Origin of the sequence: Sphingobium aquiterrae (assembly GCF_037154135.1) — a bacterium.
GTDB lineage: Bacteria > Pseudomonadota > Alphaproteobacteria > Sphingomonadales > Sphingomonadaceae > Sphingobium > Sphingobium aquiterrae.
Window position 1 is genome coordinate 32,885 of sequence record NZ_JBANFL010000003.1, and the last position, 14,185, is coordinate 47,069.

The window sequence follows — 14,185 nt, forward strand, 5'->3', positions numbered from 1 at the left end:
CCGCCTGCGCGGGAATGACGAAAGAATGCTTTCCACCCGTATCAGACATTCCCATGGCAATCGCGGCCTGGCGGCAAGCCTTCGACAACTGGAACGTCAGCGTATGATCCAGTGCGGGCGGGCCGTGCCGTTCCATGGATCGGGCGGCGGCGTATCGGCGGGGTCGTTGTCCGGGCGAGCGGCGGGCATGGCCGGCGCGGCGTCCCGCAAGCTGGTGGCGACGCCGGCGTCGTAGCGCAACACCAGCGGCGTGGCGGCCGGCTGGGGTGCTTGCGGCGCCTGGGCGATGACTGACGAGGTTGCGAACGGCGAGATTGCGACAGGCGGGGCTGCAACAGGCGGCGTGAACGTCGGCCCGGCGCGATTGTCGCGGTAGATGTCGTCATCCACCTCCAGATAATAGACCGTGCCGTCGACGCTGTCGGTCATCCTGACCTGCGTGCCCAGCACCGTCTCGCCGAAGAGCCGCCGGGCGAAGGCATAGGGCAGGCGGATGCAGCCGTGCGAGGCGGGGCGGCCCGGATTATGGCCGGCGTGCAGCGCGATCCCGCCCCAGGTCAGCCGCTGCATGAAGGGCATGGGCGCATTGCTGTAGAGGTTGGAGCGGTGCCATTCGCGCTTCTGGAGTATGCTGAAAGTGCCCGTGGGGGTGCGATGCCCGGCCATGCCGGTCGACACGGTCGACACCGCCACCAGCCTGCCGCCGCGATAGACGTAGAGCCGCTGCTCCCCGATGCTGACATGCAGGGAGAGCGGACCCGCCGCGACCAGCCGCTCGTCCCACAGATAGGCGCCCGGCGACAGGCTGCGCGCGGCCTGTTTCAGGCCCGCCTCGCCATCGGATGGCGCGATAGCCTCTTCGGCGCGGGCCATTGTGGCAAAGCCCGATGCGGGCAGGCCCACCGTCAACAGAACGGCGGCCATCATGAAGGGGCGGCATGACGTCACATCCCGATGCTTGCCTGCCGGGCGGGGCATGCACAAGCCTCAAGGCGGGCACGGTCACACCATATCGGTGCTAAATCGGGACGAACCGCATGATGGCAGCGACGGAACGCGATTTCCCCACACCGCCCGCCGACGCCCGCCTATTCCAGGTCTTCCAGATAGCTGCCTTCGGCAAGATCGGAAAAGCGGGTGATCCGCGCGTCGAACTTCATGCGGATACGGCCGGTGGAGCCGTGGCGCTGCTTGGCGACGATCACTTCGGCAAGGCCGTAGATGCGCTCCATCTCCTCGGCCCATTGCTGGTGCTCGGGGCCTTCCTTGTTCCCCGGTTCCTTGGCGGCGACATAATAATCCTCGCGGAACACGAACCACACCATGTCCGCATCCTGCTCGATCGAGCCGGATTCGCGCAGGTCGGACAGCTGCGGGCGCTTGTCCTCGCGCTGTTCCACCGCACGGCTGAGCTGGGAGAGCGCCAGCACGGGCAGATGCAGTTCCTTCGCCAGAGTCTTCAGGCCGCGCGAGATTTCCGAAATCTCATTCACGCGATTGTCGCCCGCCTTGCCCGTGCCCTGCAGCAGCTGGAGATAGTCGACAACGATGAAGCCGATATCGTGGCGGCGCTTCAGGCGGCGCGCGCGGGTGCGCAGCGCGGCGATGGTGAGGCCCGGCGTATCGTCGATGAACAGCGGCAGATCCTGCAGGTCGCGGGCGGCGCGGGAGAGGTTCTGGAAATCCTGCCGGCTGATCTTGCCCATGCGCAGCGATTCGCCGCTGATCCCCGATTGTTCGGCCAGCACGCGGGTCGCCAGCTGGTCCGCCGACATTTCCAGGCTGAAAAAGGCCGTCTTCGCACCCAGATTCTTCTCCGGCGCGATGCCCGCCGCATTGTCCCTGACCCAGCGGGAGGCAGCATTATAGGCGATGTTGGTGGCAAGCGAGGTCTTGCCCATGCCCGGACGCCCGGCCAGGATCATGAGATCGCTGTTGTGCAGGCCGCCGATCTTCTCGTTCAGGCTGTTGATGCCGGTGGTGATGCCCGAGACATGGCCGCCGCTGTTGAGCGCGCGTTCGGCCACCTGCATCGCCATGGTGGAGGCGGCCAGGAAGCTCTTGACCGATCCGGTCTCGCTCTCCCCCTCCGACACCTTGTAGAGCGCGACTTCCGCCGCCTCGATCTGGGCGCGGGGATCGACATCCTCGCTGGTGTCGAGCGCATTGGTGACGAGTTCCCGCCCCACGCCCACCAGCTCGCGCAACAGGGCGAGGTCGAATATCTGCTGGGCGAAGTCGCGCGCGCCGATCAGCGCGGCGTTATTGCCGGTCAGCTGCACCAGATAGGCCGGGCCGCCCAGCTCCTTCAGCGCCGGGTCCTGCTCCAGCATGGGTTTCAGCGTCACCGGATTGGCGACCATGTTCCGGTCCAGCAGCTTCAGCACCGCGTCATAGATGCGGCCGTGCAGCGGTTCGAAGAAATGCTCGGCGCGCAGCCTGATCTGCACGTCTTCCGCGATTCGGTTGTCGATCATCAGCGCGCCCAGCAGCGCGGCTTCCGCCTCCACATTGCGGGGCAGTTCGGTGGGTGCCTGGTCGGGCGCGGGAGACAGCATCTTGAGTTCGGCCATCCCCCCATAATGCCGGGCTTGCGGGGGGGTGTGCAAGCGGCAAGGCGGAAACGACCGCACGCAGCTGTGGATAAGCCGGGCTGACGCCGTCGGCCGACCGCTCTAATGCTTGATCTTTCCGTGCAGGCAACGCAGGGACAGAGGCGAACATGGCTGACCCGCGCATCATAGACATCGAGCTGGATGAAAAAACGATCATCCGGCGCAATGCCGATATCGAGCAGGAGCGGCGCGTCGCCATGCTGGACCTGCTGGAAGAGAATTATTTCCGGCCCGAGCGGCATCATGAGGATGGCTATGCCGGCCCCTATCGCGTGCGGCTGCGCGTGGAGGACGGGCGGCTGATGATCGAGATTTCGCGGGAAGACGGCAGCTTCCTGGAAGGGATCATCATGGGGATGGGCCGTTTCCACCGCCCGATCCGCGAATATTTCGCCATTTGCGACAGCTATTATCAGGCGATCCGGTCGTCGACCCCGCAACAGATCGAGACGGTGGACATGGCCCGGCGCGGCATCCACAACGACGCGGCGGAGATGCTGAAGGAGCGGCTGCAGGGCAAGATCGACGTGGATTTCGACACCGCCCGCCGCCTCTTCACGCTACTGTGCGTACTGCATATCAAGGCATGAGCCCCTATAAGCCGTATGGCCGGCGCGGTGCCGGGGCGCAGTTGCTGCGCCTGGCGATCCCCGTTGCGGGGCTGGCGCTCGCGGCGCTGGCGGCGTGGATCTACGCCGGTTACTGGACCCCCTCGCGGGAGACCTATCCGGTGCAGGGCCTTTCCGTGAGCGCGGCCAGCGGCACGATCGACTGGGGCACGGTGCGCGTGCGGCAGGCCGATTTCGTCTATGTCCGCGCCTCCACGGGTTCCGACCGGCGCGACCCCGCCTTTGCCGCGAACTGGGCCGGGGCGCGGGCGGCGGGGCTGCGCTATGGCGCCGAACATCTGTTCAGCCTGTGCCGCAATGCCGCCGATCAGGCGACCCTGTTCATGACCACGGTGCCGCGCGACAATGCCGCCCTGCCCCCCGTGGTGCGGCTGGATTTCGAGCCCGGCTGCGCGACGCGCCCCAGCCGCGACGCGCTGCTGTCCGAACTCAACACCTTCCTCAACCTGATCGAGGGTCATGCCGGCAAGCCCGCGCTGCTGCGCGTCTCCAGGGCGTTCGACGCCAGCTACGACATCGGCAGCGGCATCAACCGCACGCTGTGGCTGGAGGGGAATTTCCTGGCCCCCGATTATGCCGCCCACCCCTGGGTGATGTGGACCGCTTCGAACATGCGGCGGCTTGACGGCGTGGAAAAGCCGGTGGAATGGGATGTGGTTGCGCCATGACCGACAGCCCGTCCTTTTCGCCTGAAAACGGCCCTTCGCCTGAAAATGGCATCCCGCCCGAAACCGCCGCCCTTGTGGCGCGCGCCCGCGCCGCGCGGGGCCATGCCCATGCGCCCTATAGCCGCTTTGCCGTGGGCGCGGCGGTGCGGCTGACCGACGGCAGCATCGTGACCGGCAGCAATTTCGAAAATGCCAGCTACGGCCTGTCGCTCTGCGCTGAAACCGTGGCGCTGGCGAGCGTCAACGCCGCCGGGCGGCTGGCGGACGTGGCGGCGATCGCGGTGGTCGGCGCGCCGATGGACGGGTCGGGCGACGATGTCGTCGTCAGTCCCTGCGGCCGCTGCCGGCAGGTGATGAACGAGGCGGAGCAGATGGCCGGCCGCACGCTCGCCATCCACTGCGCGGCGGTGCGCGGCGACGCGGTGGTGGAACACAGGCTGGCGCAGCTGCTGCCGCATGCCTTCGGCCCGGCCAATCTCGGCATCGGGCCGAACAAGAAAAACCAGGGGAACTGAAGCGATGGCAATCCTGTCGGACAAATGGATTCGCACCCAGGCGCAGGAGCACGGCATGATCGAGCCGTTCGTGGAGACGCAGAAGCGCGACGGCTGCATCAGCTACGGCCTCTCCTCCTATGGCTATGACGCGCGGGTGGCGGACGAGTTCAAGATCTTCACCAATGTCGACAGCGCCGTGGTGGACCCCAAGAATTTCGACGGCAAGAGCCTGGTCGACCGCAAGACCGACTGCTGCATCATCCCGCCCAACAGCTTCGCCCTGGCCCGCACGGTGGAATATTTCCGCGTGCCGCGCGACGTGCTGGTCATCTGCCTCGGCAAGTCGACCTATGCCCGCTGCGGCATCATCGTGAACGTGACCCCGCTGGAGCCGGGCTGGGAAGGCCATGTGACCCTGGAATTCTCCAACACCACCCCGCTCCCCGCGCGCATCTACGCCAACGAAGGCGCCTGCCAGTTCCTGTTCCTGCAGGGCAACGAGCCATGCGAAACCAGCTATGCCGACCGCGCGGGCAAATATATGGGCCAGCGCGGGGTGACGTTGCCAAAGTTATAGGGGGGGACGGACGGTTTGTGGCTTTGGGTGGGAAGTGGACGGTCCGGTTCTCATCCCTTCCACCCAATTTCGTCATCCCGGACCCGATCCGGGATCTATGAGCGCAAACGCTGCGAGAACAGGGGGCCGCCGAGCCAATGGATGCCGGATCAAGTCCGGCATGACGGTAGAGGGTGGATTGCGGACGATCCCATCTGCGTCATGCTGAATGTGTTTCAGCATCCATTACGCCCCGCGAGCCCGGGTTTCATTTGACGAAATGGACCCCGAAACATGTTCAGGGTGACGGTGCGAATAGGCGGCTACCGCTCGCAAACAGACACAGTACCGCAACATCTTGCAGGCTGGTCCGGCCATCCCCAGACCATCAATCCTTGTCGTTCAGGCTGGCCCCATCCAACAGCTTCGCGCGGGCGGCGTTTTCTCTTTCGGCGGCCTGCTTTTCGGCTTTTGTGCGGCCGAATTTGGCGCGGTTGGCGGCGGCGGCCCTGGCGGCGTCCGCGCGTGCCTTGGCCTTGCGGGCCTGCCTCAGATTGATGATCTCAGCCATGGCGCCCTTCTACCCGTGCCATGGCGCTTGCGCCATCGGCATTCGTGGCGATGGGCGAGGGCTGACGAAACGCCAAGATGAAAAGGCCGGCATTCCCCCCTGGAATACCGGCCTTTCCTGTGCCCCGTTCGGAAGCCTGTAGATTCTGGACTGCCCCATATGCAGCGTCAGGCGACGCGGATTTCGGGCTCCATGGCGTCGTCCTCGTCGCGCAGCACATAGCCGCGGCCCCAGACGGTCTCGATATAATTTTCGCCGCCGCAGGCCAGCGCCAGCTTCTTGCGCAGCTTGCAGATGAACACGTCGATGATCTTGAGTTCGGGTTCGTCCATGCCGCCATAGAGGTGGTTCAGGAACATTTCCTTGGTCAGCGTGGTGCCCTTGCGGAGCGAGAGCAGCTCCAGCATCGCATATTCCTTGCCGGTCAGGTGGACGCGGTTGCTGTCCACTTCCACGGTCTTGGCGTCCAGGTTGACGGCGAGCTTGCCGGTGCGGATGACCGACTGCGAATGGCCCTTGGAGCGGCGGACGACGGCATGGATGCGCGCCACCAGTTCCTCGCGATGGAAGGGCTTGGTCACATAATCGTCGGCGCCGAAGCCGAAGGAGCGGACCTTGCTGTCCATCTCCGCAATGCCGGACAGGATGAGCACGGGTGTCTGCACCTTGGCCGCGCGCAGCTTCTTCAGCACGTCATAGCCGTGCATGTCCGGCAGGTTCAGGTCGAGACAGATGATGTCGTAGTCATACAGCTTTCCCAGGTCGAGGCCTTCCTCGCCCAGGTCCGTCGTATAGACGTTGAAACCCTCGGTCGTCAGCATCAGCTCAATGGCCTTTGCGGTCGTCGGTTCGTCTTCGATCAGCAGCACGCGCATTATGCCAGCCCCTTGTTTTCACCCCAACAGCTACGCCCGGTTGCCCCCAACGCGGCCCCTGTCGGATGCCACAGCCGTTCGCATCTATTAACCAAACCAGTTGTGAACGCAAAAGGTTAATTTTTCTCTAACCGGCGTAAACAGGCGAGTCGTGGAACTTTACATGCTATGGTGAGATGAAATGCCGCTGTTCATGTTTCACGAGTCAATATAATTTCGATGACGGAAACATCCTGCCTTGCCGTGTATGCCTGTCGGCGCACGCCATCCCGGATCGAACAACTGCATCAGCATATAAGGAAACATCGTGGCCTTTTGCCGATTCGTGCAGCGCCGCATCACGGCCCCTGCGCTGGCGCCCGTCGCATTGGCGGTGCTGCTGTCCTCATGCTCATCGCCCGTCCCGGACAATGAGGGCACGCCGGCGCGCAGCGGGGCAGCGGCATCCCCCGCGGCCGGGCAGCCGGCAGCCTTTGCACCCGAAACCCTGCCCCCTGCCGAGCGGCTGGCGCTGGCGATGAAGGCGGCGGGAGTGATGGCCCAGGCCGGAGATGCCGACATGACGCCCAGCCTGCGGCGGATCGACGGCCGCTGGGTGCTGCTCAACCCGGTGCGGGACGGCGATTGCCATGGCTGTTCGGGCGCGCTGGAAATCCGTTACCTGAACGTCGGCGAAAAGGGCTTCGAGCCGGCCGGCAGCTGGCCCGACATGATCGGCGGCGGCAGCTGGGGCGCACCGCCCGACTGGCAGATCCGGGAAGACCTGATGCCCGTGCCGGTCATCGCGGCCAGCGGCGGCGGCACCTGGCAGGGCTATAGCTGTTCCAGCATGACATTGGTGGCGCTGACCCCGGACAAGCCCCTGCTGATGGCGGAGGCCATCCCGGTCAGCTATGACAATGGCGGCGCGGTCGCCGATGCCGGCGAGGCCCACAGCAGCGTCACTGGCAGGATCATGCCGGTGCGCAAGGGCCAGCGGTTCGACATGATCTATCAGGGGTCGCCGGGCGGCACCGTGCGCTACAGCATCGGCAAGGATGGCAAGGCGACGGCCGCCGAAGGCTATGCGCCGCCCACCTGCTAGAGCGTTTTCACTATGAGCGAAAACGCTCTCGTCCTTTGTTGTCGCATTTTCCGAGCCATTGACCGTAAACGGTCAATTTGAAAATGCTCTAGCGGATTTCCAGTCGGGCGGACTCAGCTGGCGCCTGGGAGCAGACGGAAAACAAAAGACGAATAGAGCATGATCCAATCCGATCGGACCCTGCTCCAGGGTCGGCCGGCATGCCGGCCGACCTGTCAGCAACCGTGGCGGGCGATCAGGAAATCCAGCAGCGCCTGCACGCGGGCCGGCCGCAGGCGCGAGGGCGGCGTCACCAGATGCAGGCCGAAGGGCGGCGGCCGCCAGTCGGGCAGGATTTCCACCAGCGTCCCCTCCGCCAGATCGTCCCCGATGATGAAATCCGGCAGCAGGGCGATGCCGATGCCCTGCCGCAGCGCGGGGAGCATCGCCTCGCCGCTGTTGGTCAACAGCCGCGCCTTGAGCTGCACGACCAGCTGCTGCCCCCCCGGCCCGCGCAATCGCAGCACATCGGGCGTGGGTATATTGGCATAGCACAGGAAATCATGGGCGCCGAGGTCGGACGGGTGGGTCGGCGTGCCGCGTGCCGCCAGATAGGCGGGGGCGACGACGAAATGCGCCGCCACATCCGCCAGCCGCCGCGCGCGCAGCGAGCTGTCGGGCATGTCGGCGATGCGCAGCGTGGCATCCAGCCCCATTTCGACAATGTCGATCCGCTCGTCCGACAAATGCAGGTCGACATTCACGCCCGGATATTGCGCCATGAAATCGGCCAGCAGCGGCGCGACCCGCTTGAGGCCGAAGGTCATGGGCGCGCCCAGGCGGACGATGCCGACGAGGTCGGCGGTTTCGTCGCGCGCGGCCTCTTCCGCCGCCATCCCCTCGCCCATGATCCGCGCAGCATGATCGGCCAGCCGCTTGCCGCTTTCGGTCAGCGCCAGGCGGCGGCTGGTGCGGCTGAACAGGCTGGTGTCCAGATGCTGCTCCAGCCGGGTGACGGCCTTGGATACCGTCGCCTTGGACACGCTGAGCGCCTTGGCCGCGTCGGTGAAACTGCGATGCTCCACCACGGCGGCGAACATCGCCCAAGCCTCGAAATCCGGTAATCTCATGGGGAAACAATCCGTTTCGACACTGCCTGTTTTCGAAACGATCCTGCTGCCTATTTTATGCCCATGCAAGGCGAAACCGCATCGGCGACCCCGATCGTTTTCGCGCCCACAAAGGCCACGCACAAAGGACCGTTTCTCATGGAGACCGTTGGCACCCGCGTCGATCGGCGCAGCTTCGCCTCGCTGGGCCATGCCGACCATGGCTGGCTCGACGCCCGGCATCATTTTTCCTTCGCGGACTATCATGATCCCGCCCGCATGGGCTGGGGCGCGATCCGCGTGTGGAATGACGACAGGATCGCGCCGCGCACCGGCTTTCCTCCGCATCCCCATGCCGACATGGAGATCATCACCTATGTCCGCACCGGCGCCATCACGCATCAGGACAGCCTGGGCAATCAGGGCCGCACGGCGGCGGGCGACGTTCAGGTGATGAGCGCGGGCAGCGGCGTGCGCCATGCCGAATATAATCTGGAGGATGAGGACACCACGCTCTTCCAGATCTGGATTCATCCCCGCGAGCGCGGCGGCACGCCATGCTGGGGCGCACGCCCCTTCCCGAAGGACGCGCGCTCGGGCAGGCTGGCGGTGCTGGCCAGCGGCTTCGACGAGGACAGGGAAGCGCTGCGCATCCGCGCCAATGCCCGGCTGCTGGGCGGCACGCTGAAGGCCGGCGAGAGCGTGACGCATGACAGCGCGGTCGGACGCCACATCTACCTGGTGCCCGCCACCGGCAGGATCACCGTCGACGGCGAGACGATCGAGACGCGGGACGGCGCGGCCCTGACCGGCGGGGCGCCCATCACCATCACCGCGATCGAGGATAGCGAGATCGTTTTGGTGGACAGCGAATAACCCCTGCTTCCCTCCCCTGCCCCCTTGTCGCCCGCGCCACCTCCCCCCTCCCTGACTTGGCGCGGGCGGCACCCCCTTCTTCAACATCACAGCCTGCAAAGGAGCATCATCATGGCAAAGGTTCTGGTTCTCTATTATTCCACCTATGGTCACATCGAGACGATGGCGAAGGCCGTTGCCGAGGGCGCGCGCGAAGCCGGCGCCACCGTCGACATCAAGCGCGTGCCCGAAACCGTGCCCGAGGAGATCGCGCGCAACAATCACTTCAAGCTGGACCAGGAAGCGCCCGTCGCGGCCGTGGCCGACCTTGAGCATTATGACGCGATCGTCGTCGGCACCGGCACCCGCTTCGGCCGGATGTCCAGCCAGCTTGCCGCCTTCCTCGATCAAGCCGGCGGCCTGTGGGCGCGCGGCGCGCTGAACGGCAAGATCGGCGGCGCCTTCACCTCCTCGGGCAGCCAGCATGGCGGCAATGAGACGACGCTGTTCTCGATCATCACCAACCTGCTCCACTTCGGCATGACCATCGTCGGCCTGGACTATGGCTATGCCGGCCAGATGGGTCATGAAGAAGTCGTCGGCGGCGCGCCCTATGGTGCCACCACCATCGCCGGCGGCGATGGCAGCCGCCAGCCGAGCCAGGCGGAACTGGACGGCGCCCGCTATCAGGGCCGCCGCATCGCCGAGGTCGCGATGAAGGTGTACGGATAAGCGGCGCGCGCGCCGTCAGAGCATGGGAGCCCTGGGTCGCACCGGGCATCCACCGGGGAGAATGGCGTCGACGTGAAGGACTGCGGCGCCATTCTTTCCCCATCCAGCGCGGTCCCCCACCGCGCGCATTCCCGCCGCGCCCCCCACCAGCGGCGGGAATGCCCTGGGGGCTCTCCCCTTTACCCCTGCGCCAGCAGCAGCCGGCGCGTGAAGCGGGTACGGCCGAACAGCCACCATGCCCCCAGCGGCAACAGCGTCGCCAGCACCGCCAGCACCGGCCTGCCCGCATAGGGCGTCAGATAATGGATGACGGGCACATGCAGGTACATGATGACCAGCGACGCCCGGCCCAGCAGGCGCAGCGGCGCCACATCCAGCACGGGCAGGCGCGCCGCGCGCATCAGCAGGAAGGCAATCGCCACCGCCCCCGCGACGGAGGCCACCGGCCAGCCATAATCGGCCGCCTTCATGTTCACCGCCGGGAACAGCAGAAAGCTCGCCGCCGCCGCCGGCACCAGCAGCACAAGCTGCCATCGCCGCCATCCCGCCGCCCGCCATGCCCCACCGGCCCACAGCAGGAACAGCGCCATCGGCACGGTGAGCAGCCCCAGCGGTGAAGACCCCGTCACCATCCCCGCGCCATAGCCGAGCGCAAGGCTGGCCAGCGCGATCCCCAGCCATGGTCGCGACAGCATGTCGGGCCAGCGCGCCAGCAGGGCATTCTGCACGATCCGCGCGACGACCAGGCAGGGCACGAACCAGAACACCGTGAACGGCCCGCCCAGCCAAGTCCCGCCCAGCATCAGCGGCACGATGTCCTGCGGCCAGTGGTGGAAGATCGGGCGATGCCCGCGCGCGCCCTCGATCAGCAGATCGGCGGCCAGCACCATCAGCAGATAGGCGACATAGCCCGGCATCTGCTGCGCGACCTGCCGCCGGGCAAAGGCGAGCGGCGGCCGCGCCCGCACGCACAGCCAGCCGGACAGCAGGAAGAAGAAGGGCATGTGAAAGGCATAGGCCAGATGATGCGGGGCGCCGCGCATCCACACATGGCCCACCACCACGGCAAGGATGCCGATGCCGCGCGCGGCGTCCACCCAGTCCATCCGCGCATCGACCGGCGCGAACGGGCCGCAAGGGGCGGTGGCCGGGGCGGGATCGACGGCGGTGGCATGGATGGGGGCAGGATCGGCGAGAGCAAAATCGACAGAGGCTGGATCGACGGAACCAAGATCGACGGGGGCTGGATCGACGGAGGTTGGGGCAACCTGTCCGCCACCGGCCTCGCTTGCCATATCCTGCCCCCTCGATCCGGTCTTCACGCCACGTCCCTCGTCCATGCCGGGTGCCTGGAGCATGATCCGATCGGATGGAATCCGGCCATGCCGCCTTTGCCTTTTGTTTTCCGCATTTTCCGAGCCGCCGGATGAAGACATCCGGCGGGAAAATGCTCTATAGCAACCGGGACCGACGTCAATTCTCCATGAAAAGGACCGACCCGCCTGTGGCCCTGCTTTCCGAACGCGTGCTCTTCATCGATGGTGAAGCCATCATCATCGACAAGCCCGCGGGCCTGCCGGTCGATCCCCCGCGCGACGGCGCGCTCAGCCTGGAAAATCATCTGGACGCGCTGGCCTTCGGCTTCAAGCGCTGGCCGCTGGCCGTCCACCGGCTGGACCGCGACACCAGCGGGTGCCTGCTGCTCGCCCGCAACCCCAAGGCGCACAAGCGCTTCGCCGCCGCGTTCGAGGCCGGCACGGTGGAGAAGGTCTATGTCGCGGTGCTGACCGGCGTGCCGCAGGCGCAGGGCGGCACGGTCGACCTGCCGCTGCACAAGGTTTCCAGCGCCGAACAGGGCTGGCGCATGGTGCCCGACGTCAAGAAGGGCAAGCCGGCCAGCACCCGCTGGCAGGTGCTGGCGGAGCGGGACGGCCGCGCGCTGGTCGCCTTCATGCCCGCCACCGGCCGCACCCACCAGATCCGCGTGCATGCGCTGGAGGGGCTGGGCTTCCCGATCGCCGGCGACCCCGTTTATGGCGACGGAGAGGGCCCGATGCTGCTCCACGCCCTCTCCCTGTCCATCGCGCGCGACGGCAAGCCGCCGGTCGCGGCGACCGCGCCCCTGCCGGACAGCTTCACCTCCGCCGGCTTCACCGCGGACGATCTGGCGGCACTGGGCGAAGCTACGGTCTAGGAATGCGCCATGCCGTCCATTCCCGTCACCCGCTCGATCAGCATCGATAGCGAAGAAATAGAAGAAAGCTTCACCCGGTCCGGCGGCGCGGGCGGGCAGCATGTCAATACGACCGATTCCGCCGTGATGCTACGCTTCGATGTCGCCAATTCCCCCAATCTGCCGGACATGGTCAAGGCACGGCTTGCCGCGCTCGCCGGCAGCCGGCTGACCCGCGAGGGGGTTCTGGTGCTGCGCAGCGAGGGCTCCCGGTCGCAACTGCTCAATCGCCAGGAAGTGCGCGACCGGCTCCTCGACCTGATCCGCGAGGCGACCTTCATCCCGAAAAAGCGCAAGCCCACCAAGCCCTCCAAAGCCGCCAAATCGAGGAGGATGGACGGCAAGGCCAAGCGTTCGACGGTCAAGAGCCTGCGCGGCAAGGTGCATGACTAGAGCATGATCCGATCAGATTGAATCGGACCATGCTCTATTTATCTTTTGTTTTCCGCATTTTCCGAGTCGTCAGATGATCCCGTCTGACTGGAAAATGCTCTAGGGTTACGTTCTGATCGTCACCCCCGCGAAGGCAGGGGTGACGGTGAAGGATCGAGCAACGGCCCGCATTTAACCCCCTCTTCACCATATCTTAGGGCCTTGGGTGCCAGTTTCCGTCCCCTGACGCCTGCCGGGGACCAAGATGCGCCATTTCGCACCCGATCTTCTGACCATCCAGCCCGATCGCGCGCTGGAATTGACGGTCGTGATTCCGACGCTCAACGAGCGTGACAATGTAACTCGCCTGTTCGAGCGGCTGGCGATCGCGCTGGCCGATGTCGAATGGGAAGCGATCTTCGTCGACGATGGCTCCGGCGACGGCACGCCCGATATCCTCACCCGTCTGGCCCAGAGCGACCGCCGCATCCGCCTGATCCGCCGTTTCGGCCGCCGTGGCCTGTCTTCGGCGGTGATGGAGGGGATGCTGGCCAGCACCGCACCAGTGGTCGCCGTGATCGACGCGGACCTGCAGCATGACGAGCGCATCCTGCCGGAGATGCTCGACGCCATCACCCATGGCGGCCATGAACTGGCGGTCGGCACCCGCTATGCCGGCGGCGGCTCCATCGGCCAGTGGAGCGCCAGCCGGGCCCGCATCAGCCGCGCGGCCACCCGCCTTGCCTCCGCCATCGTCAAGACGCCGCTGAGCGATCCGATGAGCGGCTTCTTCATGCTCCGCCGCGAGGTGCTGCTGGAGGCGGTGCCGCAGGTGTCGGGCATCGGCTACAAGGTGCTGCTGGATCTGGTGGCGTCTGCCCCTCGCCCACTGAACGTCGCCGAAATCCCCTATGAATTCCGCACCCGCGATGCCGGGGAAAGCAAGCTCGACAGCCTTGTGGCGCTGGAATATCTGGAACTGCTGCTGGAAAAATCCATCGGCCGCTGGGTGCCCGTGCGCTTCATCATGTTCGGGACGATCGGGGCGCTGGGCCTCGGCGTGCATCTGTCGATCCTCGCGCTCACGACCCGGGGGCTGGGCCTGCGCTTCGACATGGGGCAGGCGATCGCCGTACTGGTCGCGATGACGTTCAACTTCATCCTCAACAACCGCCTCACCTATCGCGACAGGCGGCTGACCGGCTGGGGCTTCCTTGGCGGATTGCTCAGCTTCTATGCGGTGTGCAGCCTTGGCGCAGTCGCCAATGTGGGCGTGGGCACGGCGCTGTTCGCCCGTCAGGAAAGCTGGTGGGTGGCGGGCGCTGCGGGCGCCGTGGTCGGCTCCGTCTGGAACTATGTGATGGGCAGCCTGTTCACCTGGCGCAAGACGCGCTGATCCGGCCGCCGCAT

16 protein-coding genes are annotated in these 14,185 nt (G+C 66.0%); 10 read left to right on the forward strand and 6 right to left on the reverse strand.

Features of this window, described 5'->3' with window-relative positions; genetic code table 11:
- Nucleotides 1-96: 96 nt before the first annotated feature.
- The gene (locus WFP78_RS04100; protein ID WP_336958992.1) at nucleotides 97-927 is read right to left on the reverse strand and encodes a L,D-transpeptidase family protein; all 831 of its coding nucleotides are present in this window, start codon (nucleotides 925-927) and stop codon (nucleotides 97-99) included.
- 161 nt (nucleotides 928-1,088) lie between these two features.
- Complete coding sequence (locus tag WFP78_RS04105) at nucleotides 1,089-2,573, reverse strand: replicative DNA helicase (protein WP_336958994.1); 1,485 nt, start codon at nucleotides 2,571-2,573, stop codon at nucleotides 1,089-1,091.
- Between the two features lie 149 nt (nucleotides 2,574-2,722).
- Between WFP78_RS04105 and WFP78_RS04110 the strand changes: the two genes are divergently transcribed.
- From WFP78_RS04110 to dcd, 4 genes are read left to right on the forward strand one after another with little or no spacing between them, the layout of a single operon-like run.
- Nucleotides 2,723-3,205, forward strand: a complete 483-nt coding sequence (locus tag WFP78_RS04110; RefSeq protein WP_336958996.1) for a UPF0262 family protein — start codon at nucleotides 2,723-2,725, stop codon at nucleotides 3,203-3,205.
- On the forward strand, nucleotides 3,202-3,912 hold the full coding sequence (locus WFP78_RS04115) for a GH25 family lysozyme (RefSeq protein ID WP_336958998.1): 711 nt from the start codon (nucleotides 3,202-3,204) through the stop codon (nucleotides 3,910-3,912). The genes WFP78_RS04110 and WFP78_RS04115 overlap by 4 nt, the downstream gene beginning before the upstream one ends.
- On the forward strand, nucleotides 3,909-4,427 hold the full coding sequence (locus tag WFP78_RS04120; protein ID WP_336959000.1) for a cytidine deaminase: 519 nt from the start codon (nucleotides 3,909-3,911) through the stop codon (nucleotides 4,425-4,427). Before WFP78_RS04115 ends, WFP78_RS04120 begins: the two co-directional genes overlap by 4 nt.
- Nucleotides 4,428-4,431: 4 nt before the next feature.
- Nucleotides 4,432-4,986 carry a dCTP deaminase gene (gene dcd, locus WFP78_RS04125; protein WP_336959002.1) on the forward strand — a complete coding sequence of 185 codons (555 nt, stop codon included), beginning with the start codon at nucleotides 4,432-4,434 and terminating at the stop codon, nucleotides 4,984-4,986.
- 367 nt (nucleotides 4,987-5,353) lie between these two features.
- Here dcd and WFP78_RS04130 read toward each other — a convergent pair whose 3' ends face one another.
- Nucleotides 5,354-5,536, reverse strand: coding sequence for a DUF4169 family protein (locus tag WFP78_RS04130; RefSeq protein ID WP_336959004.1), 183 nt, complete (start codon nucleotides 5,534-5,536; stop codon nucleotides 5,354-5,356).
- 167 nt (nucleotides 5,537-5,703) lie between these two features.
- The gene (ctrA, locus tag WFP78_RS04135) at nucleotides 5,704-6,411 is read right to left on the reverse strand and encodes a response regulator transcription factor CtrA (protein WP_336959006.1); all 708 of its coding nucleotides are present in this window, start codon (nucleotides 6,409-6,411) and stop codon (nucleotides 5,704-5,706) included.
- Between the two features lie 307 nt (nucleotides 6,412-6,718).
- On the opposite strand from ctrA, the gene WFP78_RS04140 reads away from it, so the two are divergent.
- Nucleotides 6,719-7,495 carry a hypothetical protein gene (locus WFP78_RS04140; protein WP_336959008.1) on the forward strand — a complete coding sequence of 259 codons (777 nt, stop codon included), beginning with the start codon at nucleotides 6,719-6,721 and terminating at the stop codon, nucleotides 7,493-7,495.
- A 215-nt stretch (nucleotides 7,496-7,710) separates the two neighbouring features.
- On the opposite strand, the gene WFP78_RS04145 is transcribed toward WFP78_RS04140, so the two are convergent.
- A complete protein-coding gene (locus WFP78_RS04145; protein ID WP_336959010.1) occupies nucleotides 7,711-8,604 on the reverse strand; it encodes a LysR family transcriptional regulator in 894 nt (297 codons plus the stop codon).
- Between the two features lie 138 nt (nucleotides 8,605-8,742).
- Between WFP78_RS04145 and WFP78_RS04150 the strand changes: the two genes are divergently transcribed.
- Together WFP78_RS04150 and wrbA are read left to right on the forward strand one after the other, a co-directional pair.
- Entirely contained in the window at nucleotides 8,743-9,459 is a 717-nt protein-coding gene (locus WFP78_RS04150; protein ID WP_336959012.1) for a pirin family protein, read from the forward strand.
- Nucleotides 9,460-9,570: 111 nt separating this feature from the next.
- Nucleotides 9,571-10,170, forward strand: coding sequence for an NAD(P)H:quinone oxidoreductase (wrbA, locus tag WFP78_RS04155; protein ID WP_336959014.1), 600 nt, complete (start codon nucleotides 9,571-9,573; stop codon nucleotides 10,168-10,170).
- 179 nt (nucleotides 10,171-10,349) lie between these two features.
- Here the strand turns inward: wrbA and WFP78_RS04160 are convergent, their stop codons facing one another.
- Nucleotides 10,350-11,510 (reverse strand): acyltransferase family protein, encoded by a 1,161-nt coding sequence (locus WFP78_RS04160; RefSeq protein ID WP_419722913.1) that lies wholly within the window; start codon nucleotides 11,508-11,510, stop codon nucleotides 10,350-10,352.
- A 164-nt stretch (nucleotides 11,511-11,674) separates the two neighbouring features.
- Between WFP78_RS04160 and WFP78_RS04165 the strand changes: the two genes are divergently transcribed.
- From WFP78_RS04165 to WFP78_RS04175, 3 genes are all read left to right on the forward strand, one after another.
- Nucleotides 11,675-12,364: an RluA family pseudouridine synthase gene (locus WFP78_RS04165; protein ID WP_336959016.1), complete on the forward strand. Its 690-nt coding sequence runs from the start codon at nucleotides 11,675-11,677 to the stop codon at nucleotides 12,362-12,364.
- 9 nt (nucleotides 12,365-12,373) lie between these two features.
- Nucleotides 12,374-12,796: an alternative ribosome rescue aminoacyl-tRNA hydrolase ArfB gene (arfB, locus tag WFP78_RS04170; protein WP_336959018.1), complete on the forward strand. Its 423-nt coding sequence runs from the start codon at nucleotides 12,374-12,376 to the stop codon at nucleotides 12,794-12,796.
- Nucleotides 12,797-13,040: 244 nt separating this feature from the next.
- A complete protein-coding gene (locus WFP78_RS04175; protein WP_336959020.1) occupies nucleotides 13,041-14,171 on the forward strand; it encodes a glycosyltransferase family 2 protein in 1,131 nt (376 codons plus the stop codon).
- The last annotated feature ends 14 nt before the right edge of the window (nucleotides 14,172-14,185 follow it).